This is a genomic window from Mucilaginibacter ginkgonis (genome assembly GCF_009754905.2).
Lineage (GTDB): Bacteria > Bacteroidota > Bacteroidia > Sphingobacteriales > Sphingobacteriaceae > Mucilaginibacter > Mucilaginibacter ginkgonis.
Map to the genome: position 1 here is coordinate 602,009 of NZ_CP066775.1, position 21,611 is coordinate 623,619.

Below are 21,611 nucleotides of genomic sequence, written 5' to 3' on the forward strand. Positions count from 1 at the left end.
CTTGATGAAAGTTGCAAACTTTATTTCGGGCGTTACCCTCGTTTCGCTCGGGTCGGGCCATTCGCTATGTCTGCTGCGCAGATGCCGCTTCTGTCCCTAACGCAAACTGTCCTGCTTGTCATTGCAATTGCGGCTCAATTGCCATTTCTAAAAAACGAGAATGACGAGTGCCCGTACCTGCGCTGTTCCACAAACGCGGGATGGTTGCTTAGGTTCTGCATAGACTGGTGCTCGATGATCAGTAAACCATCAGGGTTCAAAAAATCGCGGTCGAAAACAATTTTGGCAATTTCCGGGATACGGCTTAGGTCGTAAGGTGGGTCGGCGAATATCAGGTCGTACTTATCTGTTTGCTGTGCCAGATATTTAAAAACGTCTGATTTGCGGGTTGTCAGCTGGTCGAGTTTATGCTGCGCGGCTACTTCAGTCACATATTTTACGCAACCAAACGCGCGGTCTATACATAGCACAGATTCAGCATACCTTGATGCAAACTCTAACGCCACATTCCCCGTGCCGCTGAAGAGATCCAAAACGGTTATGCCTTCTAACTCTATTTGGTTCTGCAGGATATTGAACAGCGCTTCTTTGGCCAGATCAGTCGTCGGCCTCACGGGAAGATTGGCAGGCGGATTAAGCCGCAGGCCTTTTAACTTGCCGCCAATTATACGCATAGCTGCAATGCAGACAATACCAAAACGTGTTGCGGCTCAACCTCGGCCGGGATATGTGATAACAATGATATCTTGCTGATCTCTACCTGGCGAAAGAACTCTTTAAGCGAATCTACTATATCATCATTAGCAGAAACAGCACCGCTTAGCACTAATGACGCGTCGGACTGGGTTATACCTAATTCGGCTGCTACCAGAGCGATATAGTATACTATGTCGTTGTTGTCTGATATGGCATAGCGGTTGTAGAATCTCAGCTTCTCGTCTGTAAAGTTGGCAATGCGTATCAGGTTATCCTGTATGTTAATGTAAAGACTGTTATTAAACGGCTGCTTGCGGGCAATGGCTTGCAGCCAGCCTTTATACAAGAAGTTGATCTTTACAGCTGAGAAGGTTTGGGATAGCCGATCTTCGATATTTTTGCTGCAGGAGAAGACGATCTGGTTGCCCGAGTCTACATGCTGACTGAATATTTTATCGCCTTCTTCTATTTTCAGATACTTGGCAAACTCGTGCGCCTTAGCCGGGTCGAACAATTCATTAGGGATGATCGAAAAGTCGCGGGGCATTACGCCTGCTATCACCTGTTTGTAATTTACCGGGTGGGCACCTTTAAGCGTAAGTGGTGTAGCTAATTGGCTAATCGGTAATTTCACGCCGAATGCCAGTAAGGTATCATTCTCAGTCACCAGGTAGCAGAATTCATTTTCGCTGATGCCTAACAGCAAATTATAGTTCTGCGCGCTTTCGGGATTGTAGTCTCCGCTTAGGTAAGGTGTTAACGGGCTGATCATGTACTAAGCAAATGTAATATAAAAATTTAACCCCCTCTGCCCCCTAAAGGGGGAATTTTGTTGAGACGTTTGATACCCTAATCTAAAAAGTATCTTTGTGTTTTCATTCCCCCTTCAGGGGGTTAGGGGGTAATTTGTCAACCATTCAGTATTTAGAGAAAGCATTTCCGCATGAGCCTACGCCGCAGCAGGCCGGGCTTTTTCAAAAGCTGCATACCTTCATTATGGACCAAAGCGGTTATGCCTGTTTTATTCTAAAGGGCTACGCGGGCACAGGCAAAACAACCATTGTTAGTGCATTGGTTAAGGCTTTGAGGCATTATGGATTAAAGTCGGTGTTACTGGCGCCTACCGGGAGGGCGGCCAAAGTGATCAGCGGTTACTCGGGCAAAAAGGCATTTACCATTCACAAAAAGATCTACCGTAAACGCCAGGCCATGGGCATGGATACAGGTTTTGCAAACGCCATAAACCTGGCCGAGGACACCATTTTCGTAGTTGATGAGGCTTCAATGATCTCTGATGAAGGCACCGGCTTTACGCGTGATACCTTACTTGCCGACCTGGTCACCTATGTATATAACGACAAGAACTGCAAGTTGCTTTTGGTGGGCGATACCGCCCAGCTGCCGCCTGTAGGCAGCGAGTTTAGTCCGGCGCTGGATGCCAAGTTGCTGACAGACAATTTCGGGCTGGAGGTAAAAAGCTACGAGCTGACCGACGTGCTGCGTCAGCAAAAGGAATCGGGGATATTGTTCAATGTAACGGGTATCCGCAACATCATTCGCGAGGGGGAAGAGTATGCACCGCAGATAATTACCAAAGGTTATAAGGACGTTTACAGGATGACCGGCGAGCGGCTGCAGGAGGGACTTGAATATACCTACAACAAATTCGGTTTCGAGAACACGCTGATCGTTTGCCGCTCTAACAAGAATGCCAACATGTACAATCAGCAGATACGCAGCCGCCTACTGTACCGTGAGGAAGAATTAACCGGCGGCGACCGCGTAATGGTGGTGAAAAACAATTATTTCTGGCTGCAAAGCGGCGAGGGCGACAGTACCGACTTTATCGCCAACGGTGATATGGGCGTGATTACCCGTGTACGCCGCACGGAAGAAATGTATGGCCACCGTTTTGCAGATGTACTGCTGCAGCTATCAGACCTGGCCGAAGAAAAGACCATCGAGTGCAAGGTGATGCTGGATACGCTAACCTCCGAGACGCCGGCCATGTCATCCGCCGCGCAAAAGGAGTTTTATGCCGAGGTGATGAAGGATTACGCGCATATTCCTAACCGGCGCCAGCAGATGAACGAATTAAAGCTCAACCCTTATTATAACGCCTTGCAGATAAAATTCTCTTACGCCGTTACCTGCCACAAAGCGCAGGGCGGTCAGTGGGACGCGGTTTTTGTTGACCAAGGGTACCTGACGGATGAGATGTTAAACACCGATTTCCTGCGCTGGCTTTATACCGCCTGCACCCGCGCCCGGCAGGAGTTGTTCCTGGTGAATTTTGGCAAGCAGTTTTTTGCTGAGGTAAGCGAATAAGTTAATAAGCGAGTTTTGCGTTGTGAGTGGTAAGTTGTGGGTATCAACATCGCAGCGATTTGACAGAGCAAAAAAGCCAAAACACTGACTCATTTATGCGAGTGTAACATGTTACACTTTTCCCCTGGATACTGACTTATTAGTATTTGACAAGATTTTGTCAGAGTTATAAGTTGTTGTAAATCAATAAGGCATAATTATGTCAGCGTTTCACGTTAGCGATTTTTCACCGAAAAGTGTCACACATTTTTTGCAGGTGTTACACCGGCAAATTGGTGTCAGCAGTGGGTTTTTGCCTCACCACGATCCTGCGACAGCCTCAGGATGACATTGTTTGAGCACCGCTCATTCGCCGCGGAGGGCTCGTTATTTTGTGCCCTGGCCACCGCTCTGTTTTCGCCTCACCCCCAACCCCTCTCCAAAGGAGAGGGGCGTTCCCCTTGCTGTACATTCTGTTAATTCTTTAATCCTGGAAATTTTGGTTCGGATGTAGTAGCGGCATCCGCCTTTATTGCGTTGGCCACCGCTCTGTTTTCGCCTCACCCAAAACCCCTCTACGAAGGAGAGGGGCTTCTTTTCCGCGTTGTCATTGCGAGGAGCACAGCGACGAAGCAATCTTAAGGAATAGGACCACTACTCTCCCGATAGCTATGGAGACCCTCTCCGAAGAAGAGGGGCGTTTCCCATTGCCGCAGATTTTTTAATTTTTAAATCCAAAAATTCCGGTTAAGACTTAACGTTAGCCCGCCTTTTTTGCTCTAGTCACCGCTCTGTTTTCGCCTCACTTCAACCTTTTCCAAAGGAGAGGGGCGTTTCCCGTTGTTGTACATTCTGTTAATTCTTAAATCCTGGAAATTTTGGTTCGGATGTAGTAGCGGCATCCGCCTTTATTGCGTTGGCCACCGCTCTGTTTTCGCCTCACCCCAACCCCTCTCCAAAGGAGAAGGGCTTCTTACCGCGTTGTCATTGCGAGGAGTGCAGCGACGAAGCGATGGATTATTCAACACACCCGTCAAATCGTCACCCCAAGTTAATTTCTCCTGACTTTTTAACAGGCTGCAAACCATTGGCTTAAGTATTGATTTAATGGTTGTATGAATTTTAACAACTATACTATAAAAGCGCAGGAAGCCGTACAAAAGGCAACCGAGATTGCAACAGCCAATCAGCAGCAGGCGATAGAAAATGCCCACCTGCTAAAGGGTTTGTTAATGGTTGATGAAAATGTAATTAGCTACCTGTTAAAAAAACTAAACGTAAATATTACCCGTCTTAATGAGGTGCTGGATAAGCAGATCGCGTCTTACCCAAAGGTGAGCGGTAGCAATATCTACCTGTCATCAAATACCAACTCTGCCTTGCAAAAAGCGCAGGGCTATTTAAAGGAGTTTAAGGATGAATTTATCTCTGTCGAGCATATACTTCTTGGCATTCTTGCAGTGAGCGATCCCGCAGGCAGCGCTTTGAAAGACGCCGGCGTAAACGAAAAAGACTTAAAGAAAGCCATCATAGAATTACGCGGCGATAACAAGGTGACCGACCAAAACGCCGAGGCTACTTATAACGCGTTGAACAAATATGCACGTAATCTTAATGAATATGCCGAGTCGGGCAAACTGGACCCGGTGATCGGCCGCGACGAAGAAATTCGCCGTGTCATACAGATCCTGTCGCGCCGTACCAAAAACAATCCTGTTTTGGTGGGCGAGCCGGGTGTGGGTAAAACCGCTATTGCCGAAGGTATCGCGTTCCGGATTATTAAAGGCGACGCGCCGGAGAACCTGAAGACCAAAACTGTTTACTCGCTGGACATGGGTGCGCTGGTTGCCGGTGCGAAATACAAAGGCGAGTTTGAGGAACGCTTAAAAGCGGTTATCAAAGAAGTTACCCAAAGCGACAATGAGATCATTTTGTTTATTGATGAGATACACACTTTGGTTGGTGCCGGTGGGGGCGAGGGTGCTATGGACGCGGCCAACATTCTGAAGCCTGCTTTGGCCCGTGGCGAACTGCGCGCGATAGGAGCGACTACCCTAAACGAGTACCAAAAGTATATAGAAAAAGATAAGGCGCTCGAACGCCGTTTTCAAAAGGTAAATGTGGACGAGCCGGACGCTGCCGACGCGATCTCGATCCTTCGCGGTTTGAAGGAACGTTACGAAACACACCACAAGGTGCGCATATTGGATGAGGCGATCATTGCTTCGGTAGAAATGTCGCAGCGATATATTGCCGATCGTTTTTTACCTGACAAAGCCATTGACCTGATGGACGAGGCTGCATCGAAGCTTCGCCTGGAGATGGATTCTGTTCCCGAAGCGGTTGACGAGCTTGAACGCCGCATTATGCAATTGGAAATTGAGCGCGAGGCGATCAAGCGTGAAAATGACGACCGTAAAGTAAAAGAACTAAGTGAAGTGATTGCCAACCTGTCGTCTGAAAGGGACTCTTTACGTGCCAAATGGCAGGGAGAAAAGGACCTGGTCGATGGCGTGAACCTGAAGGTTGAGCAGATCGAAAGCCTGAAACTGGAAGCCGAGCAGGCCGAACGTGCCGGCGATTATGGCAAAGTAGCAGAGATTCGCTATGGCCGTATTAAAGAAGCCGAAGAAGAAGTGGCAAAACTTAAAGCGGCGCTTTTAGAGAACCAGGACGACAGCCGCATGCTGAAAGAAGAGGTTACCGCTGATGATATTGCCGGTGTGGTTTCGCGCTGGACGGGTATCCCGGTTTCTAAAATGGTACAGAGCGAGCGCGAGAAGTTATTGCACCTTGAGGATGAGCTGCACAAGCGTGTGGCGGGCCAGGAAGAAGCGATAGAAGCCATCAGTGATGCCATTCGCCGCAGCCGCGCAGGCTTGCAGGACAAGCGCAAACCTATAGGGTCGTTCATATTTTTAGGGACCACCGGTGTGGGTAAAACTGAATTGGCAAAGGCGCTGGCTGAGTACCTCTTTAATGATGAGGGTTCGATGATCCGCATCGACATGTCAGAATACCAGGAACGCCATGCGGTCTCGAGGCTGATAGGCGCGCCCCCGGGATATGTAGGTTATGATGAAGGCGGCCAATTGACAGAGGCCGTTCGACGCAAACCATACAGTGTGATCTTGCTTGATGAAATAGAAAAGGCACACCCGGATGTGTTCAACATATTGCTGCAAGTACTGGACGATGGCCGCCTGACCGATAATAAAGGCCGCGTGGTGAACTTTAAAAATACCATCGTGATCATGACTTCGAACATCGGCGCGCACCTCATCCAGGAGAACTTCGAGAACTTTGAAGAGAGCGATAAGGATGAAGTGATCGCGAAGACAAAAAATCAGTTGTTTGATCTGTTGAAGAAGACCATTCGCCCCGAGTTTTTGAACCGTATCGACGAGATCATCATGTTTACTCCGCTGGGCCGGAATGAAATTGGCGAAATCGTTAAACTACAGTTCAGCCAGTTGCAGGATACTTTAGCCGAGATGGGCATCAGTATGGAAGCATCAGAAGAAGCTTTGGATTGGCTGGCCCAACTGGGTTATGACCCGCAATTTGGCGCGAGGCCGTTGAAACGTGTGATCCAGAAAAAGATCCTCAACGAACTGTCCAAGCAGATACTTGCCGGTAAAGTTGACAAAGACAGCAAGATTAAGCTGGATATGTTTGACAACCAATTTGTGTTTTTGAATGAGTGAGCGCTATAACACTGGCATGCAAAAGACCTCTCCCCAACCCCTCTCCGAAGGAGAGGGGCTACTTGAAATGCGTCATTGCGGAGATTTGCCTCACCCCAACCCCTCTCCGAAGGAGAGGGGCTTAAAACCAAAGCGTCATTGCGAGCCGCGAAAAGCGGCGCGGCAATCCCCGAGCTACAGAGCAGTTGGTTAATTTAGAGATTGCTTCGTTGCCCCGATAGCTATCGGCGCGCCTCGCAAAGACGTGAAGAAATAACAAGCAAAGGCTTATCGAAAGATAAGCCTTTGCTTGTTTATAAGCGCTCTCGTTTAGAGAAGAAGGGGTTAGGCCCTACCTGCGCCATCTGCCGCGAACCCAAACATGGCCGCGCGGGCCCTGGCGCCAGTAGCCCGGTGCGTAAGTGTAACCTACACGCCTGTGTACGTAATACCCGTTGGTGTATACATACCGGCCGCCATTCCAGTTCCATTCACCAGGGACCCAATAGGCATCAGCGTATGGAGCGGCAGGTCGTGCGTAAACAGGTTCAACAGGGCGGTCGGCCACATAGTAAGAGCCGCTGCATGCCGCTAAAGACATGGTGCAGGCAATGCCTAAGCCCAAAAATACTTTTGATAATGTTTTCATAATAGTTGTTGTTGTATCTATATACGACAAGCAACTTTTTAGAAAGTTTAACCGCGGGCAAATTTAGGCGCAACAACCAGGTCTTTACTGCCTGCGGTATATTGGTAAAACCCTTCGCCCGATTTAATGCCTTTATGACCCGCGGTAACCATATTTACCAGCAACGGGCACGGCGCATATTTGGGGTTACCGAAGCCATCGTGCAAAACATTCAATATCGCCAGGCAAACGTCAAGGCCAATAAAATCGGCTAAGTGCAGCGGGCCCATAGGATGGGCCATCCCCAATTTCATTACCGTATCTATTTCATAAACGCCGGCTACGCCTTCATACAAAGTATAGATGGCCTCGTTGATCATCGGCATTAAAATGCGGTTGGCCACAAAGCCTGGATAGTCGTTCACTTCGACAGGAGTTTTACCCAGCTTTTCAGACAGGTCCATGATCCGGTTTGTTACCTCATCAGTAGTTGCATACCCGCGGATCACCTCAACCAGTTTCATCAGCGGCACCGGGTTCATAAAGTGCATCCCGATAACGTTACCCGGATTGTTAGTTACCGAGGCAATTTTGGTAATCGATATAGAAGATGTATTGCTGGCCAGTACCGTTTCGGATTTGCACCATTCGCTCAGGTCTTTAAAAAGCTTCAGCTTGATGTCGCTGTTTTCTGTAGCGGCTTCTATAACTAGGTCTGCATTTGCTACTGCCGATTTTACGTCAGTAAAGGTGGTAATGTTTGCCAGCGCCTGCTGCTTGGTGTTTTCATCAGCAGTACCTTTTTTAATCTGACGATCAAAGTTGGCAGTTATGGTTTGTATGGCTTTGTCCAATGCCGGCTGACTGATGTCGGCCAATGCCACTTTATAACCATGCTGCGCAAACAGGTGCGCGATACCGTTGCCCATTGTCCCCGAGCCGATGACCGTAATGTTTTCCATAGTTCAAATGTGTAAAAAATGCTTTGTAATGTAAACCTTTTGTGGACGGCTACAAATTTAATTGGTGGCCCGCTTCACGGATCGCTTCAGGTGTTAACTCTTTTAATTGAGGTATCCGGCCAATAAGATTAAGCGCCGTATACTGTAATATGTAGTCCTCGGTGTTTTGGTTGGGTTCGCCATTGAAGATGATACCTTTTACAGGGATGCCATAACTCTTTAATGCCAGCCAAGATAATATGGTGTGGTTGATGCTTCCTAAATAATTCTGCGATACCAGTATCACGTCGGCATCCAGTTTTTTTATAAGGTCGATGACTAATTGTTGGTCGTTCAATGGCACCATCAACCCGCCTGCACCCTCAATCACAAGGACATTATCCGTGTTTGGCAAGACAAAGTCGTCAAGATTTATCGTGACACCATCAATGGCGGCCGACTTATGCGGCGAGTAAGGTTGTGTTAGACGGTAGGTTTCCGGATGGAAGACCGTTTTACTATTCGACACCAGGCTTTGCACTTTCATAGTGTCGCTGTTGTCTAAATCGCCGGACTGTACAGGTTTCCAGTAATCGGACTTCAGTTTTTCCGTTACAATGGCAGATACTATTGTTTTGCCGATTCCTGTTCCTATCCCTGTTATAAAATATCTTTGAGGCATTTGTATTATTTTAAAGTATCAGCCAGTAATTGAATTTCATCGGCAGTATTATAAGCATGCAGACAAATGCGCAGACGTTCTGTTCCGGCAGCAACTGTCGGGCTCAATATGGGCCGAACGTCTATCCCGGCATTTTCCAGTTTCTTAGATAAACGTTTGGCTTCTTCATTACTGCCAGCCTTTATACAGTGTATCGCACTTTGGCTGCGGGCCACCAGTTGGTCGTCTGTGAAACGCGCATTAAACGTTTTTATGTTTTGGTGAAGTTGGTTTTGTACTTCGCCGGCGCTATCTAATAACTCATACGCCATCCTGATGGACACTAACTGATGCAAGGGCCCTGCCGTTGTGTAGATGAAAGATCTCGCAAAATTGATCAAATAGTCTCTAAGCAGTTGGCTGCCCACTATCGCCGCCCCATGTACGCCCATCGCTTTACCATAAGTGACAATTGTTGCAAAAACTTGATTTTGCAAGTCAAGATTAGATACCATCCCTTTGCCAAAAACACCGATGGCATGCGCTTCGTCGACAATTAAGTTGGCGTTATACTGTTGGCAAAGCGCGACAACAGCGGATATGTCCGGACTGTCGCCATCCATTGAATAAACAGATTCGACAACGACGTAAATATTTCCTTTAGCGCGCTGCAGCTTGTCTTCCAGGCTTTGCAGGTTGTTATGATCGAATGTGTAGCGGTTTGCGTTGCTCAGGCGTATGCCATCAATGATGGAGGCGTGGATCAGTTCATCGGTAATCACCGTGTCACCACGCCGGGCTATGGACGAGAACAAGCCAACGTTGGCATCATAACCCGAATTGAAAAGTAATGCAGCTTCGTGTCCGTGATAGGTTGCAATCCATTGCTCAATTTCTTCTGCATATTCAGAGTTGCCGGTCAGTAATCTTGAGCCTGTAGAACCGCTGCCTGTAGATGGGTACTTTTTAAGTTCGGCATCGATCAATTCCCGCAAATTGGCTGACCGCGCAAATCCGAGATAATCATTCGAAGCAAAATCGATCAAGTCTTCTTTTGGCAGACGAAGCTTACGCAAATTGCCCTCGGTTTGCCGTTCGTTAAGCTTTGCAGTAAGATGGTTATCGGCAGGGTGCAATGGAAATGGATTTGCGCTAAAATAAAAAAAGCGCCCGTTTACAAACGGACGCTTTTCGATATAATTATCTAAATGTTATTTAGATGGTGGAGGAGGGGTACCGCCGCCGCCTTGCTGCATGCGTGCGCGTTGGTCATCCATCATTTTTTTGTAAGCCGCTGCCTGGTCTGCAGTTAATACAGCCGCGATTTTGGTTTGCGCGTCCTGACGAACAGGGCCCATAGCCTGCATCATTGCCTGGCGATCGCCGTTTGCTGCTGTACGTACGCTATCCATTTTGGTAGATTGCATAGTCAGGATGGCGGTGATCTTTGCAGTCTGGTCGTCAGTTAACTTCAGGTTAGTCTGCATCATTTTTGCCTGGTCGGCAGGGCTCATACGCTGACGGCCGCCCTGAGCGTGTGTTGCTGCTGCAAAGCCTACCAGCATGCAGCACATTAATAAGATCTTTTTCATGATTAGTTTTTTTATTGTTACGATAAAGATATACGGTAATGGTTTAACAACACCCGTGTAACTTAATTGTTGCTCAGCTTAGAAATAGTCCTTTGCATTTGGGTAAGCATGCTGGTCACGCTTTCCATGGTAGGCTCGGGAGCAGGTTCAGGCATGTGGGTAGAAAAATAAGCTTTGGCCTTCCAAATTTCCAAGAGGTCTTCGCCATTAATTTCATAAGGCTCGTAAACCGGGTTGTCTGATACCAGCTTAAGCTTCTTGTTCTCTTTGTATTTGTTGCCGATACGTTTATATACTACGCCGTCAGATTTGGAGATCACCACGTAAGTATCATTCGGTTTTACGTCGGCCCAGTTTTCTACGTACTCGCCTATAACTATACTGCCCGATTGTAATGGCAGCATCGAGTCACCTTTGATCTCAAACGCGCGGAAGGTACCTTGTTTAAACATGGGCAGGTAGAACTTAGGCAGAGTGCCTACAAACTCGGGGTCCGCATAACCATTAAGGTAGCCGGCGCTGGCCTTCATGGGCACTAGTTCTATATTTTCATTATCCTCTTTATCTACGGTAATGCTCAACACCCGCAAGTTTGCCGGGTTGCCTTTCGGGGCAGGGGCCCACTTCTCATCAATGGTATCGTTAATTAAAGAATCGATACTAACATCAAAATAAATAGCTAATTTTTTTAGCAGGTCATATTTCGGATCTGCCCTGTCTTCTTCATAAGCGCCTACTAAAGAGCGTTTTATGCCAATTTCATCGGCGAATTGCTGTTGTGTGATCCCCTTTTTTTTCCGGAGGAACTTAATATTTGAAGAAATAATTGACATAAAATTTGGTATTGCTAAAATTATTAGTAACTTTATGCTCATAAAATTAGTAAGTATTTATCAGACTACCAAAAATAATTATCAAGATGAAACGCTTTATCTACATTATTACCGACAGAAACCGCAAAAATCTGCATGTTGGCCTTTGCTCTGACCTGGTTAAAACCCTGAAATTTTATGCTGATATGCCGACGCTATTTTTTGACAACGCCAATCAGCTAAACCGTTTAGTATATTTCGAAGAGATCAACAACGAGGATATGGCAATGGAGCGCTTCAAATTTTTGAGCACCTTTACCCGTGCCCAAAAAGAAAAGATCATCCGTTCTGTAAATGCAGATTGGGTTGACCTTACCGCAGGCCTGCAGTTTGAACACCATGCTATGGCGCGTACCATCCGCACATCTATTATGCAGCCTGTAAGGCTTTCGGCTTAAACGGTTAGATGAGAATACAATAAAGCTTAGTCGGCTTTTGTCGGCATTGTTTGTTATTTTGCGATAGCGTTTCGCACATCAACATTCAATGCATTTTAAATTGATAAATTTTTGGAGGCAGTTTGTCCTGCCTGTTCTACTGCTATGCTGCCTGGGCTTACAGGCGCAAAAAAAGAAGGACTACACCCCTCTGGTTAACCCATTTATTGGGACGGGCGGGCACGGCCATACTTACCCGGGCGCGGTAGTACCATTTGGGATGGTGCAGTTAAGCCCCGACACACGCCTTGAAGGCTGGGACGGTGCATCTGGGTATCATTATGCTGACACTATAGTTTACGGATTTTCTCATACCCACCTCAGCGGAGTAGGCATCAGCGACTACTGTGACATCTTGTTTATGCCCACCACCGGCGAGCCACAATTTTTAAATACACAATACCGCTCCGGCTTCAGTAAAAAAAATGAGGTGGCGACGCCCGGTTACTACAAAACTTTCCTTGACAAATACGGTATCCAGGCAGAACTGACTGCTACAACCAGAGTGGGCGTACATCGCTACCAATACCCGTCCGGAACTGCGCAGGCAAATATCATCATCGACCTGAAACACCGCGACCAGGTGCTCGACTCTTGGATAGAGGTAATCAACGACCATGAGATCCGTGGTTTCCGCAAATCAAAATCATGGGCCGACGATCAGCATGTATACTTCTACGCTAAATTTAACAAGCCGTTCAAAACCCATGGCATTGCGCTGAATGACGCGTTGCAGAACGGGCAGAAAAAGGTTGAGGGTAAAAACGTGAAAGCGTTCTTACAGTTCGACAATCCCGGCGAGGTAATTGCCAAAGTGAGTATTTCAGCAGTAAGCGTTGATGGCGCCTTGAAAAATCTGGATGCCGAAGTGCCCGACTTTGATTTTAAGCGTGTTCAAAAGGCCGCTAAAACTACCTGGATAAATGCATTGGCAAAGATAGAGGTGGAGGGCGGTTCGGCCGCGACCCTGCCGCAGCCGCAAACTACAGACGCTTACGGGTATCCGCGGCGCAGGCCCAACGTTGCAAAGCAATCACCGGTTGATTATGCTAAACAAAAACAGACTATATTTTATACAGCGCTTTACCACACCATGCTGGCGCCGAATATCTACAATGATGTTGACGGGCAGTACCGCGGAATGGATGGACAGGTACATAAGGCAGATGGGTTTGATTATTACACCGTGTTTTCACTGTGGGATACGTTTAGGGCAGAACACCCGCTGTTTACGCTGATAGATAAGAAGCGTACGCTCGACTTCATCAAAAGCTTTTTGGCGATGTATGATCAGGGCAAAACCTTACCGGTTTGGCCGCTGGCTTCGTGGGAGACGTTCTGTATGGTGGGCAATCATTCGATCCCGGTTATTGTAGACGCATACAGCAAAGGCGTTACCGATTTTGACGCCGCAAAAGCGTTAGAGGCTATGAAGGCGACGGTAAACCGCAACCAGTTTGGACTGGACTCTTACCTTAAGAACGGCGTTGTACTTGCCGACGATGAACACGAGTCGGTATCCAAAACACTAGACTACGCGTATGACGACTGGTGTATTGCGCAAATGGCTAAGATGTTGAAGATGGATAATGACTATGCCGAATACATTAAACGCGCGCAGTATTGGAAGAACATATATGACACCAGGAGCGGTTTTGTAAATGCCCGCACCAACGGCGGATGGTATGCTCCTTTTAAACCGACGGATGTCAACAACAATTTCACCGAAGGCAATGCCTGGCAGTACACCTTTTTAGTGCCGCAGGATGTTGAAGGGCTTGCCGCGAAAATGGGCGGAAGGCAAGCCTTTGAAAATAAACTCGATTCGCTGTTTACAACGACGGATAAATTAACCGGCCGTCAGCAAGATGACATTACTGGACTAATAGGCCAGTACGCGCATGGTAACGAGCCCAGCCATCATATTGCTTACCTGTACAATTTCAGCGATAATCCGTATAAAACACAGCTGTACCTGAGCAAGATCATGAACCGCTTATATAGCAACGCTCCCGACGGCCTTGCCGGAAATGAAGATTGCGGGCAGATGTCGGCCTGGTATGTGATGAGCGCCTTGGGTTTTTACAACATCGCGCCCGGTCAGCAGCAATTTATGATAGGGTTGCCACAATTTGATAAAGCGGTCATCAACCTGGAGAATGGCAAGAAATTTACCGTCTTGAATACAGGCGCCGGTATGGGCCGCGACAATATCTACCTGCAAGGCATGAACCTAAGTAAGCACCCGTATAACAAGTTGTTCCTGAATTATGACGACATAGCCAACGGCGGTGAGTTTGAGGTATTTACCGGAAGGCTGCAAAACAAGTTGTTTTTAGATGAATTGGTAACGCCAACTTCGCACATTACGGATAATCCCATCGTTTCAAACCCGGTATTCAGCACTTCGGCAAAAACGTTTAACGCACCGTTCGCTCTGAGTATGAGCGTAGAAGAAGGCGCGAAAATTTACTACACTTTGGATGGCAGTACACCCTCTGTATCGTCAACGCAGTATGTGAATCCGATTACGATAGCTGCTACCACAACCGTAAAGACCATCGCCGTAAAGAACGGCGTAAGCAGTTTTGTAAACGCGGGCACCTTTTATAAAAGCCGCTCGGATATTAAACTAACAGTAAAGAATTATTTGCCCGGTTATGCGGCATCAGGCAATAACGCTTTGATAGATGGCTTACATGGCACTACCAACTGGCGTTTGGGGAATTGGCAGGGGTTCCAGGAGCATGATCTGGAAGCGGTTGTCGATCTGGAAAGTATAAAATCAGTAAAATCAGTTTCGTTAGGTACGCTTCAGGATACACGGGCCTGGATAGTTTTCCCTAAGTCGGTTGATTTTTTTGTATCAGATGACGGCAAAAACTTTAAGCTAGTATCTACGCAGGCTACCAAGGTGCCGATAGATAATCTTGAAATACAGCTGCAAAAATTTACTGCTGAACTGAATGTCAAAGCACGATACATCAAAGTTGTAGCGCACCAGTTTGGGCCGTTGCCTGCATGGCACGAGAGCGCGGGGAAGCCGTCTTACATATTTGCCGACGAGATCACTATCGAATAGCGGATGATACATGACATTAAGGCTTTCCTGGATGCTAAAGCAGATCAGTATAACCGGCCGGAGTTTATCGAGAACGACCCGATAGTTATCCCGCATTCGTTTAGCGGTAAGCAGGATATCGAGATCATGGGCTTCTGGGCCGCGATACTGGCCTGGGGGCAGCGTGTTACCATCATCAACAAATGCAGACAACTGATAGCCCTGATGGATGGCACGCCCTATGATTTCATCATGAACCACCGGGAGCCAGACCTGCAAAAGCTATTGCAGTTTAAGCACCGTACTTTTAACGATGTTGATACGCTGTATTTTATCAGTTTTTTTCGTTACCACTATGAAAGGTTCAATTCGTTAGAAGAGGCATTTATCCCAGCACCCCCCGACCCCCTGAAGGGGGAGGCAAATTTTGAGGTTAACATGTTGAATATTGATGCTCCCCCTTCAGGGGGTCGGGGGGGCTCAAGGGGTTGGGGGGTCGAAGCCGCCCTAAACCATTTCCGTGAATATTTCTTTTCCCTGCCGGACTATCCGCACCGCACCAAAAAGCATATCTCTTCGCCTATGCAAAAATCTACCTGCAAACGGCTGAATATGTTTTTGCGCTGGATGGTACGCGATGATGACCGCGGTGTAGACTTTGGTATCTGGCAAAAACTAAAACCTGCCGACCTGATCTGTCCCTGCGACCTGCATGTAGACCGGGTAGCCCGCAGCTTAAAACTCATCACCCGCAAACAAACCGACTGGCAAACCGCGGTAGAACTGACTGCACATCTGCGAGAGCTTGACCCGCTCGATCCCGTCAAATATGACTTTGCCTTATTCGGATTGGGGATAGAAGAGAAATTTGGCTTTGGGCTGTAACAAAAAAGCCGCACCGGATTCCGGAGCGGCTTAAAATCATCGATCGAAATATTATTTACGGGAATTTTACGCTCCTGTATTGCGATACGTCTGCCAGTGGAATGGTTGAGTTGTAAGTTTGATTGATGGCCTTGATGAACTGGTTTGCAACAACCGCGTAACCGCGTGGCGTTAGGTGCACACCGTCTAAGGAGAACAGTCCGCCGCTGATGAAGTTAGAGTTCAGGCTCACCCCGTTAACCACCAGTCCGTTTGCTTTCACACCATTTAAAAAAGTGTACATATCTGCAACGGCAAGGCCTTTAGATGCTGCAACCGTCGCGATGGTGTTGTTATAAGAAGTAACATAATCGCGCACGATGGTAACTTCATTCGCGTCAAGCACATACTGGTTTTCAATTGGTGTAAGCGGCGTTAAACCGTAAGGTAGATTCCCTGCAGGCGTGCTTACCAAAGTGCCGATCTTAGATGTTGGGAAGGTAAGCGTGATCAGGTCGCTTGCTGTGGCTACGCGTGCAGCGTAAGTTGTGTTGGCGTTATCTGTCGTCGATTTCGCGTTCACATATAGAGCAGTTACAGATGGGTTTGCTTTTTGTACCGATGCGAGGATAAGGGCAGGCGTAACCGTGTTGAAAAACGGAATAGCGGTAACGTCCGGAATGGTAGCGCAAACACCTTTTTGGCCGCTCGCGGTCATCTTAGTGATCAGGGCAGTGTATAAAGCAGTAAAGGTGGCCTTGTCGGTCAGCACATCGCCTGCACCCCCGCTTGTCGCATAACCCAAAGCATCATTATTACCTAACCAGTTGGTAAAGAATGTAAACGGTTTAGCGGTAACAAAATCGAGGTACGTCTGCGTATGTGTACCTTCTGCACCCGGAAGTAGTCGCTCGAAATAACCATTAAGATTTCCGTAAGATGCAAGCGTAATGTGCAGCAACTTTATGCCCGGTACGCCGTAGTTATTAAAATCTGTACCGCTATATTTAGTGTATGTGGTAACGTTTCCAAAACCGGGGATTGCTGTTACACCCGATACAGCCAGGTTTGTGGTCACCGGCGCCGTGATCGGACTGCCATTTGCATCAAAGCCTGTAAGCGATAAGTAGCCCGAGCCATTAGCCTGCGCGTCTGTAAATAAAGGCTGGGTGAATGTACCGCCACCGACAGATGCCATTTGTTTGGCAATGATGGATGGGTAAGAGTTTTGCTGCCCTTCCAGGTAAAGGCCGTTATCTGCATAGCCTGCGGTGAGCGAATTGCCTACAGAGATGTATCTTGAAAAATCAGCATTGCCTTGTGTGGATACCGGTGTCTGGAAAGTTGGTTTACAGGCGCCAATGGTAAGCACGCCCGCGGTTAATAAGAATATATTTTTAAAGTTCTTCATTGTCAAATCGGTTTACCAGTGATAAGTTAAAGAAATGCCCGGGATGTAAACGTTGGTTTTGTATGTACCCGACAACTGCGTTTCGATGGTTGTTTGGGTGCGTGTCATCAAATGCTCGTACTCAAAAGATACGTCAACAGTTAGGTTGCGAGTTGCTTTGTAACCTAAACCTGCTGTCAGGAAATAGCGGTTAGCATCCGGCACTTCGGGGCTGACATAACCATCCTGAACAGGGGTAGAAGCATAGCCGCCACCAATGCGTAAGGCTAACTCTTTCGGGATGGTGTTAGGGTGTTTGGCATCACCTGCGTATTGCAAACCACCACGTATGCTAAACGCGTTTTTATAATTGCGCGGCGAATAAGTGTCTTGCAAAGTCGCTGTATTGTTGGCATAATCAAAAGCTAATGCCTTATATACGTCCCATTGAACAAAGTTCGCATCAACGGCGATAGTCCATTGCGATGTTGGCATATAGCCTAAACCAACAGACGTTGTAGCCGCAAGGGGTAAAGTCGCGGTAAAGGTATTTGGCTGCGGGAAGTTGGCCTGAACCGAAGCCGGAACGGTAAATATCGCGTCGCCGTTATTGATAGTGGTCGAAACTTTAGAGCGGTAATCAACACCGATGCTGAACTTATCAGTAGGTTTTAAGTAAACGCCCAAATTGAAACCTGTGCCATGGCCGCTGCCTTTTAACTGGGCCTGCCCGTCTGATCCTGTGCTGTTGGCCAATGGGATAGCACGGGTGAGGTTCACGGTACCATGGTTGTAAACAAAACCACCGCCAACGCTTATCCATTTTGCCAGGCGGATACTAACCGTAGGCTGAAAATATATCGCTTTAAGGTCAAGGCTTTCCAGTACATATTTACCTGTCCAGTTGTTGCCCCAATCTACCAAACCACCAAATGGGGTATAAACACCAAGGCCTGCTTTCCACCATGAATTTTTCGGCCCGAATACAGCGTATGCTGAAAAAGGGGTAGCCACTTTATCAGCGCTTTGTGCAACGTTTACAGAGCCTGCTGCCTGGAAAGCGGGTTTAAAAAATAATGGGCTGATGCCTGCCTGGATAGAATTCTCGGGCAGCATGGCTACCGCGCCGGGGTTAAAAAAGATAGACGCGCCGTCTTGCACCAAGCCGGTACCTGTATGGCCCATGCCAATTTGTTTTTGGCCGGCCACGTTGACCTGGAAACCCTGCGCTAACACCATTGCCGGCGCAAATGCCAGCAGCATAAGTAATAGTTTTCTCATATATAAAATTAAGTATTGGGTCGCGTGTTATAATTGGTTTTAAAACACGGGTACAACGTTATAAAAATAAAATCAATTATCTTTAAAAACTTACTGACAATTATGTCTGCTTTCAACAATGATGTGTGTTGGTAAAGTGCTCGAAACCAATTATTTACAAACTTGAAAAATGAAAAAATTATTTTTTGCGCTGATATTGTTCAGCACTATTTTTATTACAACTACAGCGATGGCCCAGGCCGATAAGATCGAAGGCTTATGGTACAACGACGTTAAGAGCGGTAAGATAGAAATATTTAAAGGCCACGACGGCAAGTTTTACGGAAAGGTGGTTTGGCTTAAAGAACCGCTTAAAGATGGCAAGCCAAAATTAGATGATATGAACAGCGACCCAGCATTGCGCACCCGCCCGCGTTTAGGATTACAGGTATTGTCAGGATTTGAAAAAGACGGTGAAAATAAATACACCAACGGAACAATCTATGATCCGCTTAATGGTAAGACCTATAGCTGCAAAATAACTTATAAAGGCAAAACGCTTGATATACGCGGGTACATTGGTATATCGCTATTCGGGCGTACAACGGTATGGTCAAGAGCAGAATCTTAACAGATCCTGCTCCTGATCATTATCTAGCTTAACGTCCACTCCGGGCGTTCGTAGTGGCAGGTATACCCGTAAGGGTGTTTTTGCAGGTAGTCCTGGTGCTCTTCTTCGGCGTTCCAGAAATCGCCGGCAGGCACAACTTCGGTAACTATTTTACCGGGCCATTTACCCGATGTTTCCATCTCCTGTATCAGCGCTTCGGCAGTGGCCTTTTGTTCATCTGTTAGATAAAATATAGCCGAGCGGTAAGAAGTGCCCAGGTCATTTCCCTGGCGGTTGCGTGTTGTTGGGTCATGTATCATAAAGAAGTATTCCAACAACTTACGGTATGATAGTTTCTCGGGGTCAAAAACGATCTCTATGCCTTCGGCGTGTGTGCCGTGGTTGCGATAGGTAGCGTTTGGAACATCGCCGCCTGTGTAACCAACTACTGTTGATATTACGCCGGGTTGCTGTCTAACCAATTCTTCTACTCCCCAAAAGCAGCCTCCGGCCAAAATTGCCTTTTCTGTATTCATAATATTATTGTGGTTCCAAGTATACGTGATAACCCACAATTATACAGAAAGGTTTATATGGCCAATGCAATATTTCGGCCGGAGGTTCACTCAAGGGGTCATCACCAATCATCGATTTTCTTTCAACGCTGTAAACTCTAACCTGCGGTTCTTTTGCCGTCCTTCAGGATTATCTGCGCCATTCGGCAAACTGTTAGGCGCGACAGGGCGACTGCGGCCATAACCACGGGCGAAGATCCGCGACTCGTCTATCCCTTTTGATGTGATATAGTTTACACAGCTTTGCGCGCGGTCTTGCGACAACTTCAAATTGTAGGCGTCGCTGCCAATAGAATCTGTGTGTGCGCTCAATTCAACTTTTAAAGCCGGGTTGTCTTTCATAATGCCGACCAAATGGTTAAGCTCTTTCTCAGACTCGGGCCGCAGATCCGCGTGGCCGAAATCAAACAAAATGTTCTTTAACGCGATAGGTTTGCCTACCACAAAGCTTTGCATGCAGGCATCCAGCTTGCGCAGGGTGTCTGTGCCATTGGCCAGAACCGGGAATGTCCCCGCGAAATAGCCGGGCTTCTCAAAGCTAATAACCATTGGCCGCTTAACGCGGATCTTAAATGTATAGCTGCTAACTTTTTCGAGGCTCATCACACTGATCACATTTTTCGTCAGCGAATCTTTTAGCGATACTTTCACGCCGGTAATGGGTTTCCCTGTCTCGCAGTCCACCACGTTTCCGGCCACGGAGAAACTCTGATCTGCAACGGTAAACAAGTCCAGGCAGCAATCAGATTCCCTGTCCGAACTGATAAAGAATTTTCTCGCATCCGCGGGGTTAGGAAAATAATAGAGGTCGTCTTTAGCAGAATTAACAGGCGATCCCATATTCAACGGCGTCTGCCATTTACCGTTTTGGCTGTAAGTTTCAAAGAGATCGAACCCGCCTAAGCCTGTAAAACCTTTTGAGCTATAAATAAGCTTGTTGCCACTCATAAAAGGCGCCTGCTCGTCGGCTTCGGTATTTATCACGCTTCCAAGATTGAAAGAGTTTATGGAATTGCCCGAGGGGTCCAGCTCACTCATCCAGATATCATATCCGCCATGACCGCCCGGTTTATTGCTTGCGTAGAAAATCTTTTTGCCATCAGCGGTAGCGAAAGGTTGTATAGCGTCAAAGCCATCGGCATTAACGTTTTTATTTAATGGGCGACGGGTACTCCAACTGCTGCCATTCTTTTCGCTTATGTAAATAATGTGGTGCGTTTTGTTCCCTTCGGTATACCAGCGCGTAAAGTACAAGCGGTTGCCGGCACCGTTTAATGATGGCGTACCCAACTCAACGTTCTTTTTACCATCATCAATAGTAAGTGGCAAAATTGCAGGCTGCGATCCTTCGGCGCGCGCAACGGTGTATACTTTATTTAAATGCCGCTTATCATTGCCAACCGATCTTGAAGAAGTAAATAAATACTGATCGCCATAGGCGGTTAAAGCATAGTTAGAACCATCGCTGTTGAACTGGCTCTTAAGTTTAGCAGGCAAATACAAGCCCGGAAACTGCATTTGCTCCAATGCAAAACGGCAATTAGCAATTTCGTGTTTCGCCAGGTTGCTGTACTGCTTATCGCCGGTGTAAGCGCTATCAAACATTTGTAATTGCTTTATCGCTTCCTCGAAATGCTGGTTGGCACGAAGGCACACGCCATACCACAACCTTGCCAATGGGTAAGCACTATTGTCAGGCTGATTTAGCAGTTTCAGGTACCAGCCCTCTGCCTCAAGGAAGTTTTGATAAAGCCGGTATGACTCTGCCAGCCGGAACATTACATACAACCGCTCCCCGGCATTTTTTTTGTTTGGCTTCGACTTGTTCGAGCCTTCATAAGGAATCTCGCCCATGCCGGTGATCTTAAGGCCGTCGGCTAATTTTTTGTAATAATAGGCAGCCTCATAATATTTGCCCGTGGCAAAAGCTTTATCTGCCAGCTGTTTTACATTATTTTCATACTGGGCCGACGCCGAACAGGCGATGAGGCCCATCAATAAGATAAGTAGGTATTTTTTCATGGCAACCTG

18 protein-coding genes are annotated in these 21,611 nt (G+C 47.2%); 6 read left to right on the forward strand and 12 right to left on the reverse strand.

Annotated elements, in window-relative coordinates; all coding sequences use genetic code 11:
* Positions 1-134: 134 nt before the first annotated feature.
* Positions 135-674 carry a 16S rRNA (guanine(966)-N(2))-methyltransferase RsmD gene (gene rsmD / locus GO620_RS02760; RefSeq protein ID WP_157522227.1) on the reverse strand — a complete coding sequence of 180 codons (540 nt, stop codon included), beginning with the start codon at positions 672-674 and terminating at the stop codon, positions 135-137.
* Entirely contained in the window at positions 665-1,468 is an 804-nt protein-coding gene (locus tag GO620_RS02765; protein WP_157522224.1) for a DUF3822 family protein, read from the reverse strand. The genes rsmD and GO620_RS02765 overlap by 10 nt, the downstream gene beginning before the upstream one ends.
* A gap of 134 nt (positions 1,469-1,602) precedes the next feature.
* On the opposite strand from GO620_RS02765, the gene GO620_RS02770 reads away from it, so the two are divergent.
* Both GO620_RS02770 and clpB read left to right on the forward strand, forming a co-directional pair.
* Positions 1,603-3,024, forward strand: a complete 1,422-nt coding sequence (locus GO620_RS02770) for an ATP-dependent DNA helicase (protein ID WP_157522221.1) — start codon at positions 1,603-1,605, stop codon at positions 3,022-3,024.
* Between the two features lie 1,094 nt (positions 3,025-4,118).
* Positions 4,119-6,710, forward strand: a complete 2,592-nt coding sequence (gene clpB / locus GO620_RS02775; RefSeq protein WP_157522218.1) for an ATP-dependent chaperone ClpB — start codon at positions 4,119-4,121, stop codon at positions 6,708-6,710.
* A 331-nt stretch (positions 6,711-7,041) separates the two neighbouring features.
* Here clpB and GO620_RS02780 read toward each other — a convergent pair whose 3' ends face one another.
* The 6 genes from GO620_RS02780 to GO620_RS02805 form a co-directional block, all read right to left on the reverse strand.
* Positions 7,042-7,338 (reverse strand): YXWGXW repeat-containing protein, encoded by a 297-nt coding sequence (locus GO620_RS02780; RefSeq protein WP_157522215.1) that lies wholly within the window; start codon positions 7,336-7,338, stop codon positions 7,042-7,044.
* Between the two features lie 47 nt (positions 7,339-7,385).
* Positions 7,386-8,279, reverse strand: coding sequence for a 3-hydroxyacyl-CoA dehydrogenase family protein (locus GO620_RS02785; RefSeq protein WP_157522212.1), 894 nt, complete (start codon positions 8,277-8,279; stop codon positions 7,386-7,388).
* 49 nt (positions 8,280-8,328) lie between these two features.
* On the reverse strand, positions 8,329-8,940 hold the full coding sequence (gene bioD / locus GO620_RS02790) for a dethiobiotin synthase (RefSeq protein ID WP_157522209.1): 612 nt from the start codon (positions 8,938-8,940) through the stop codon (positions 8,329-8,331).
* Between the two features lie 5 nt (positions 8,941-8,945).
* A complete protein-coding gene (locus tag GO620_RS02795) occupies positions 8,946-10,055 on the reverse strand; it encodes an aminotransferase class I/II-fold pyridoxal phosphate-dependent enzyme (protein ID WP_157522207.1) in 1,110 nt (369 codons plus the stop codon).
* Positions 10,056-10,130: 75 nt separating this feature from the next.
* Positions 10,131-10,511 (reverse strand): hypothetical protein, encoded by a 381-nt coding sequence (locus tag GO620_RS02800; protein ID WP_157522204.1) that lies wholly within the window; start codon positions 10,509-10,511, stop codon positions 10,131-10,133.
* Positions 10,512-10,573: 62 nt separating this feature from the next.
* A complete protein-coding gene (locus GO620_RS02805; RefSeq protein WP_157522201.1) occupies positions 10,574-11,344 on the reverse strand; it encodes an XRE family transcriptional regulator in 771 nt (256 codons plus the stop codon).
* An 86-nt stretch (positions 11,345-11,430) separates the two neighbouring features.
* On the opposite strand from GO620_RS02805, the gene GO620_RS02810 reads away from it, so the two are divergent.
* The 3 genes from GO620_RS02810 to GO620_RS02820 all read left to right on the forward strand — a co-directional run bounded on the left by GO620_RS02810 (position 11,431) and on the right by GO620_RS02820 (position 15,766).
* Entirely contained in the window at positions 11,431-11,781 is a 351-nt protein-coding gene (locus GO620_RS02810; RefSeq protein WP_157522198.1) for a GIY-YIG nuclease family protein, read from the forward strand.
* 100 nt (positions 11,782-11,881) lie between these two features.
* Positions 11,882-14,902: a GH92 family glycosyl hydrolase gene (locus tag GO620_RS02815; protein ID WP_200230566.1), complete on the forward strand. Its 3,021-nt coding sequence runs from the start codon at positions 11,882-11,884 to the stop codon at positions 14,900-14,902.
* A 3-nt stretch (positions 14,903-14,905) separates the two neighbouring features.
* Positions 14,906-15,766 (forward strand): TIGR02757 family protein, encoded by an 861-nt coding sequence (locus tag GO620_RS02820; protein WP_157522192.1) that lies wholly within the window; start codon positions 14,906-14,908, stop codon positions 15,764-15,766.
* A gap of 55 nt (positions 15,767-15,821) precedes the next feature.
* Here the strand turns inward: GO620_RS02820 and GO620_RS02825 are convergent, their stop codons facing one another.
* Positions 15,822-17,156, reverse strand: a complete 1,335-nt coding sequence (locus GO620_RS02825) for a G-D-S-L family lipolytic protein (protein WP_157522189.1) — start codon at positions 17,154-17,156, stop codon at positions 15,822-15,824.
* A 12-nt stretch (positions 17,157-17,168) separates the two neighbouring features.
* Complete coding sequence (locus GO620_RS02830; protein ID WP_157522186.1) at positions 17,169-18,416, reverse strand: OmpP1/FadL family transporter; 1,248 nt, start codon at positions 18,414-18,416, stop codon at positions 17,169-17,171.
* 169 nt (positions 18,417-18,585) lie between these two features.
* Here GO620_RS02830 and GO620_RS02835 point away from each other — a divergent pair, with 169 nt between their 5' ends.
* Positions 18,586-19,026, forward strand: a complete 441-nt coding sequence (locus GO620_RS02835; protein ID WP_157522183.1) for a DUF2147 domain-containing protein — start codon at positions 18,586-18,588, stop codon at positions 19,024-19,026.
* Between the two features lie 23 nt (positions 19,027-19,049).
* On the opposite strand, the gene msrA is transcribed toward GO620_RS02835, so the two are convergent.
* Positions 19,050-19,541, reverse strand: coding sequence for a peptide-methionine (S)-S-oxide reductase MsrA (gene msrA / locus GO620_RS02840; RefSeq protein ID WP_157522179.1), 492 nt, complete (start codon positions 19,539-19,541; stop codon positions 19,050-19,052).
* Between the two features lie 108 nt (positions 19,542-19,649).
* Complete coding sequence (locus GO620_RS02845) at positions 19,650-21,602, reverse strand: OmpA family protein (RefSeq protein ID WP_157522176.1); 1,953 nt, start codon at positions 21,600-21,602, stop codon at positions 19,650-19,652.
* Between the last annotated feature and the right edge of the window lie 9 nt (positions 21,603-21,611).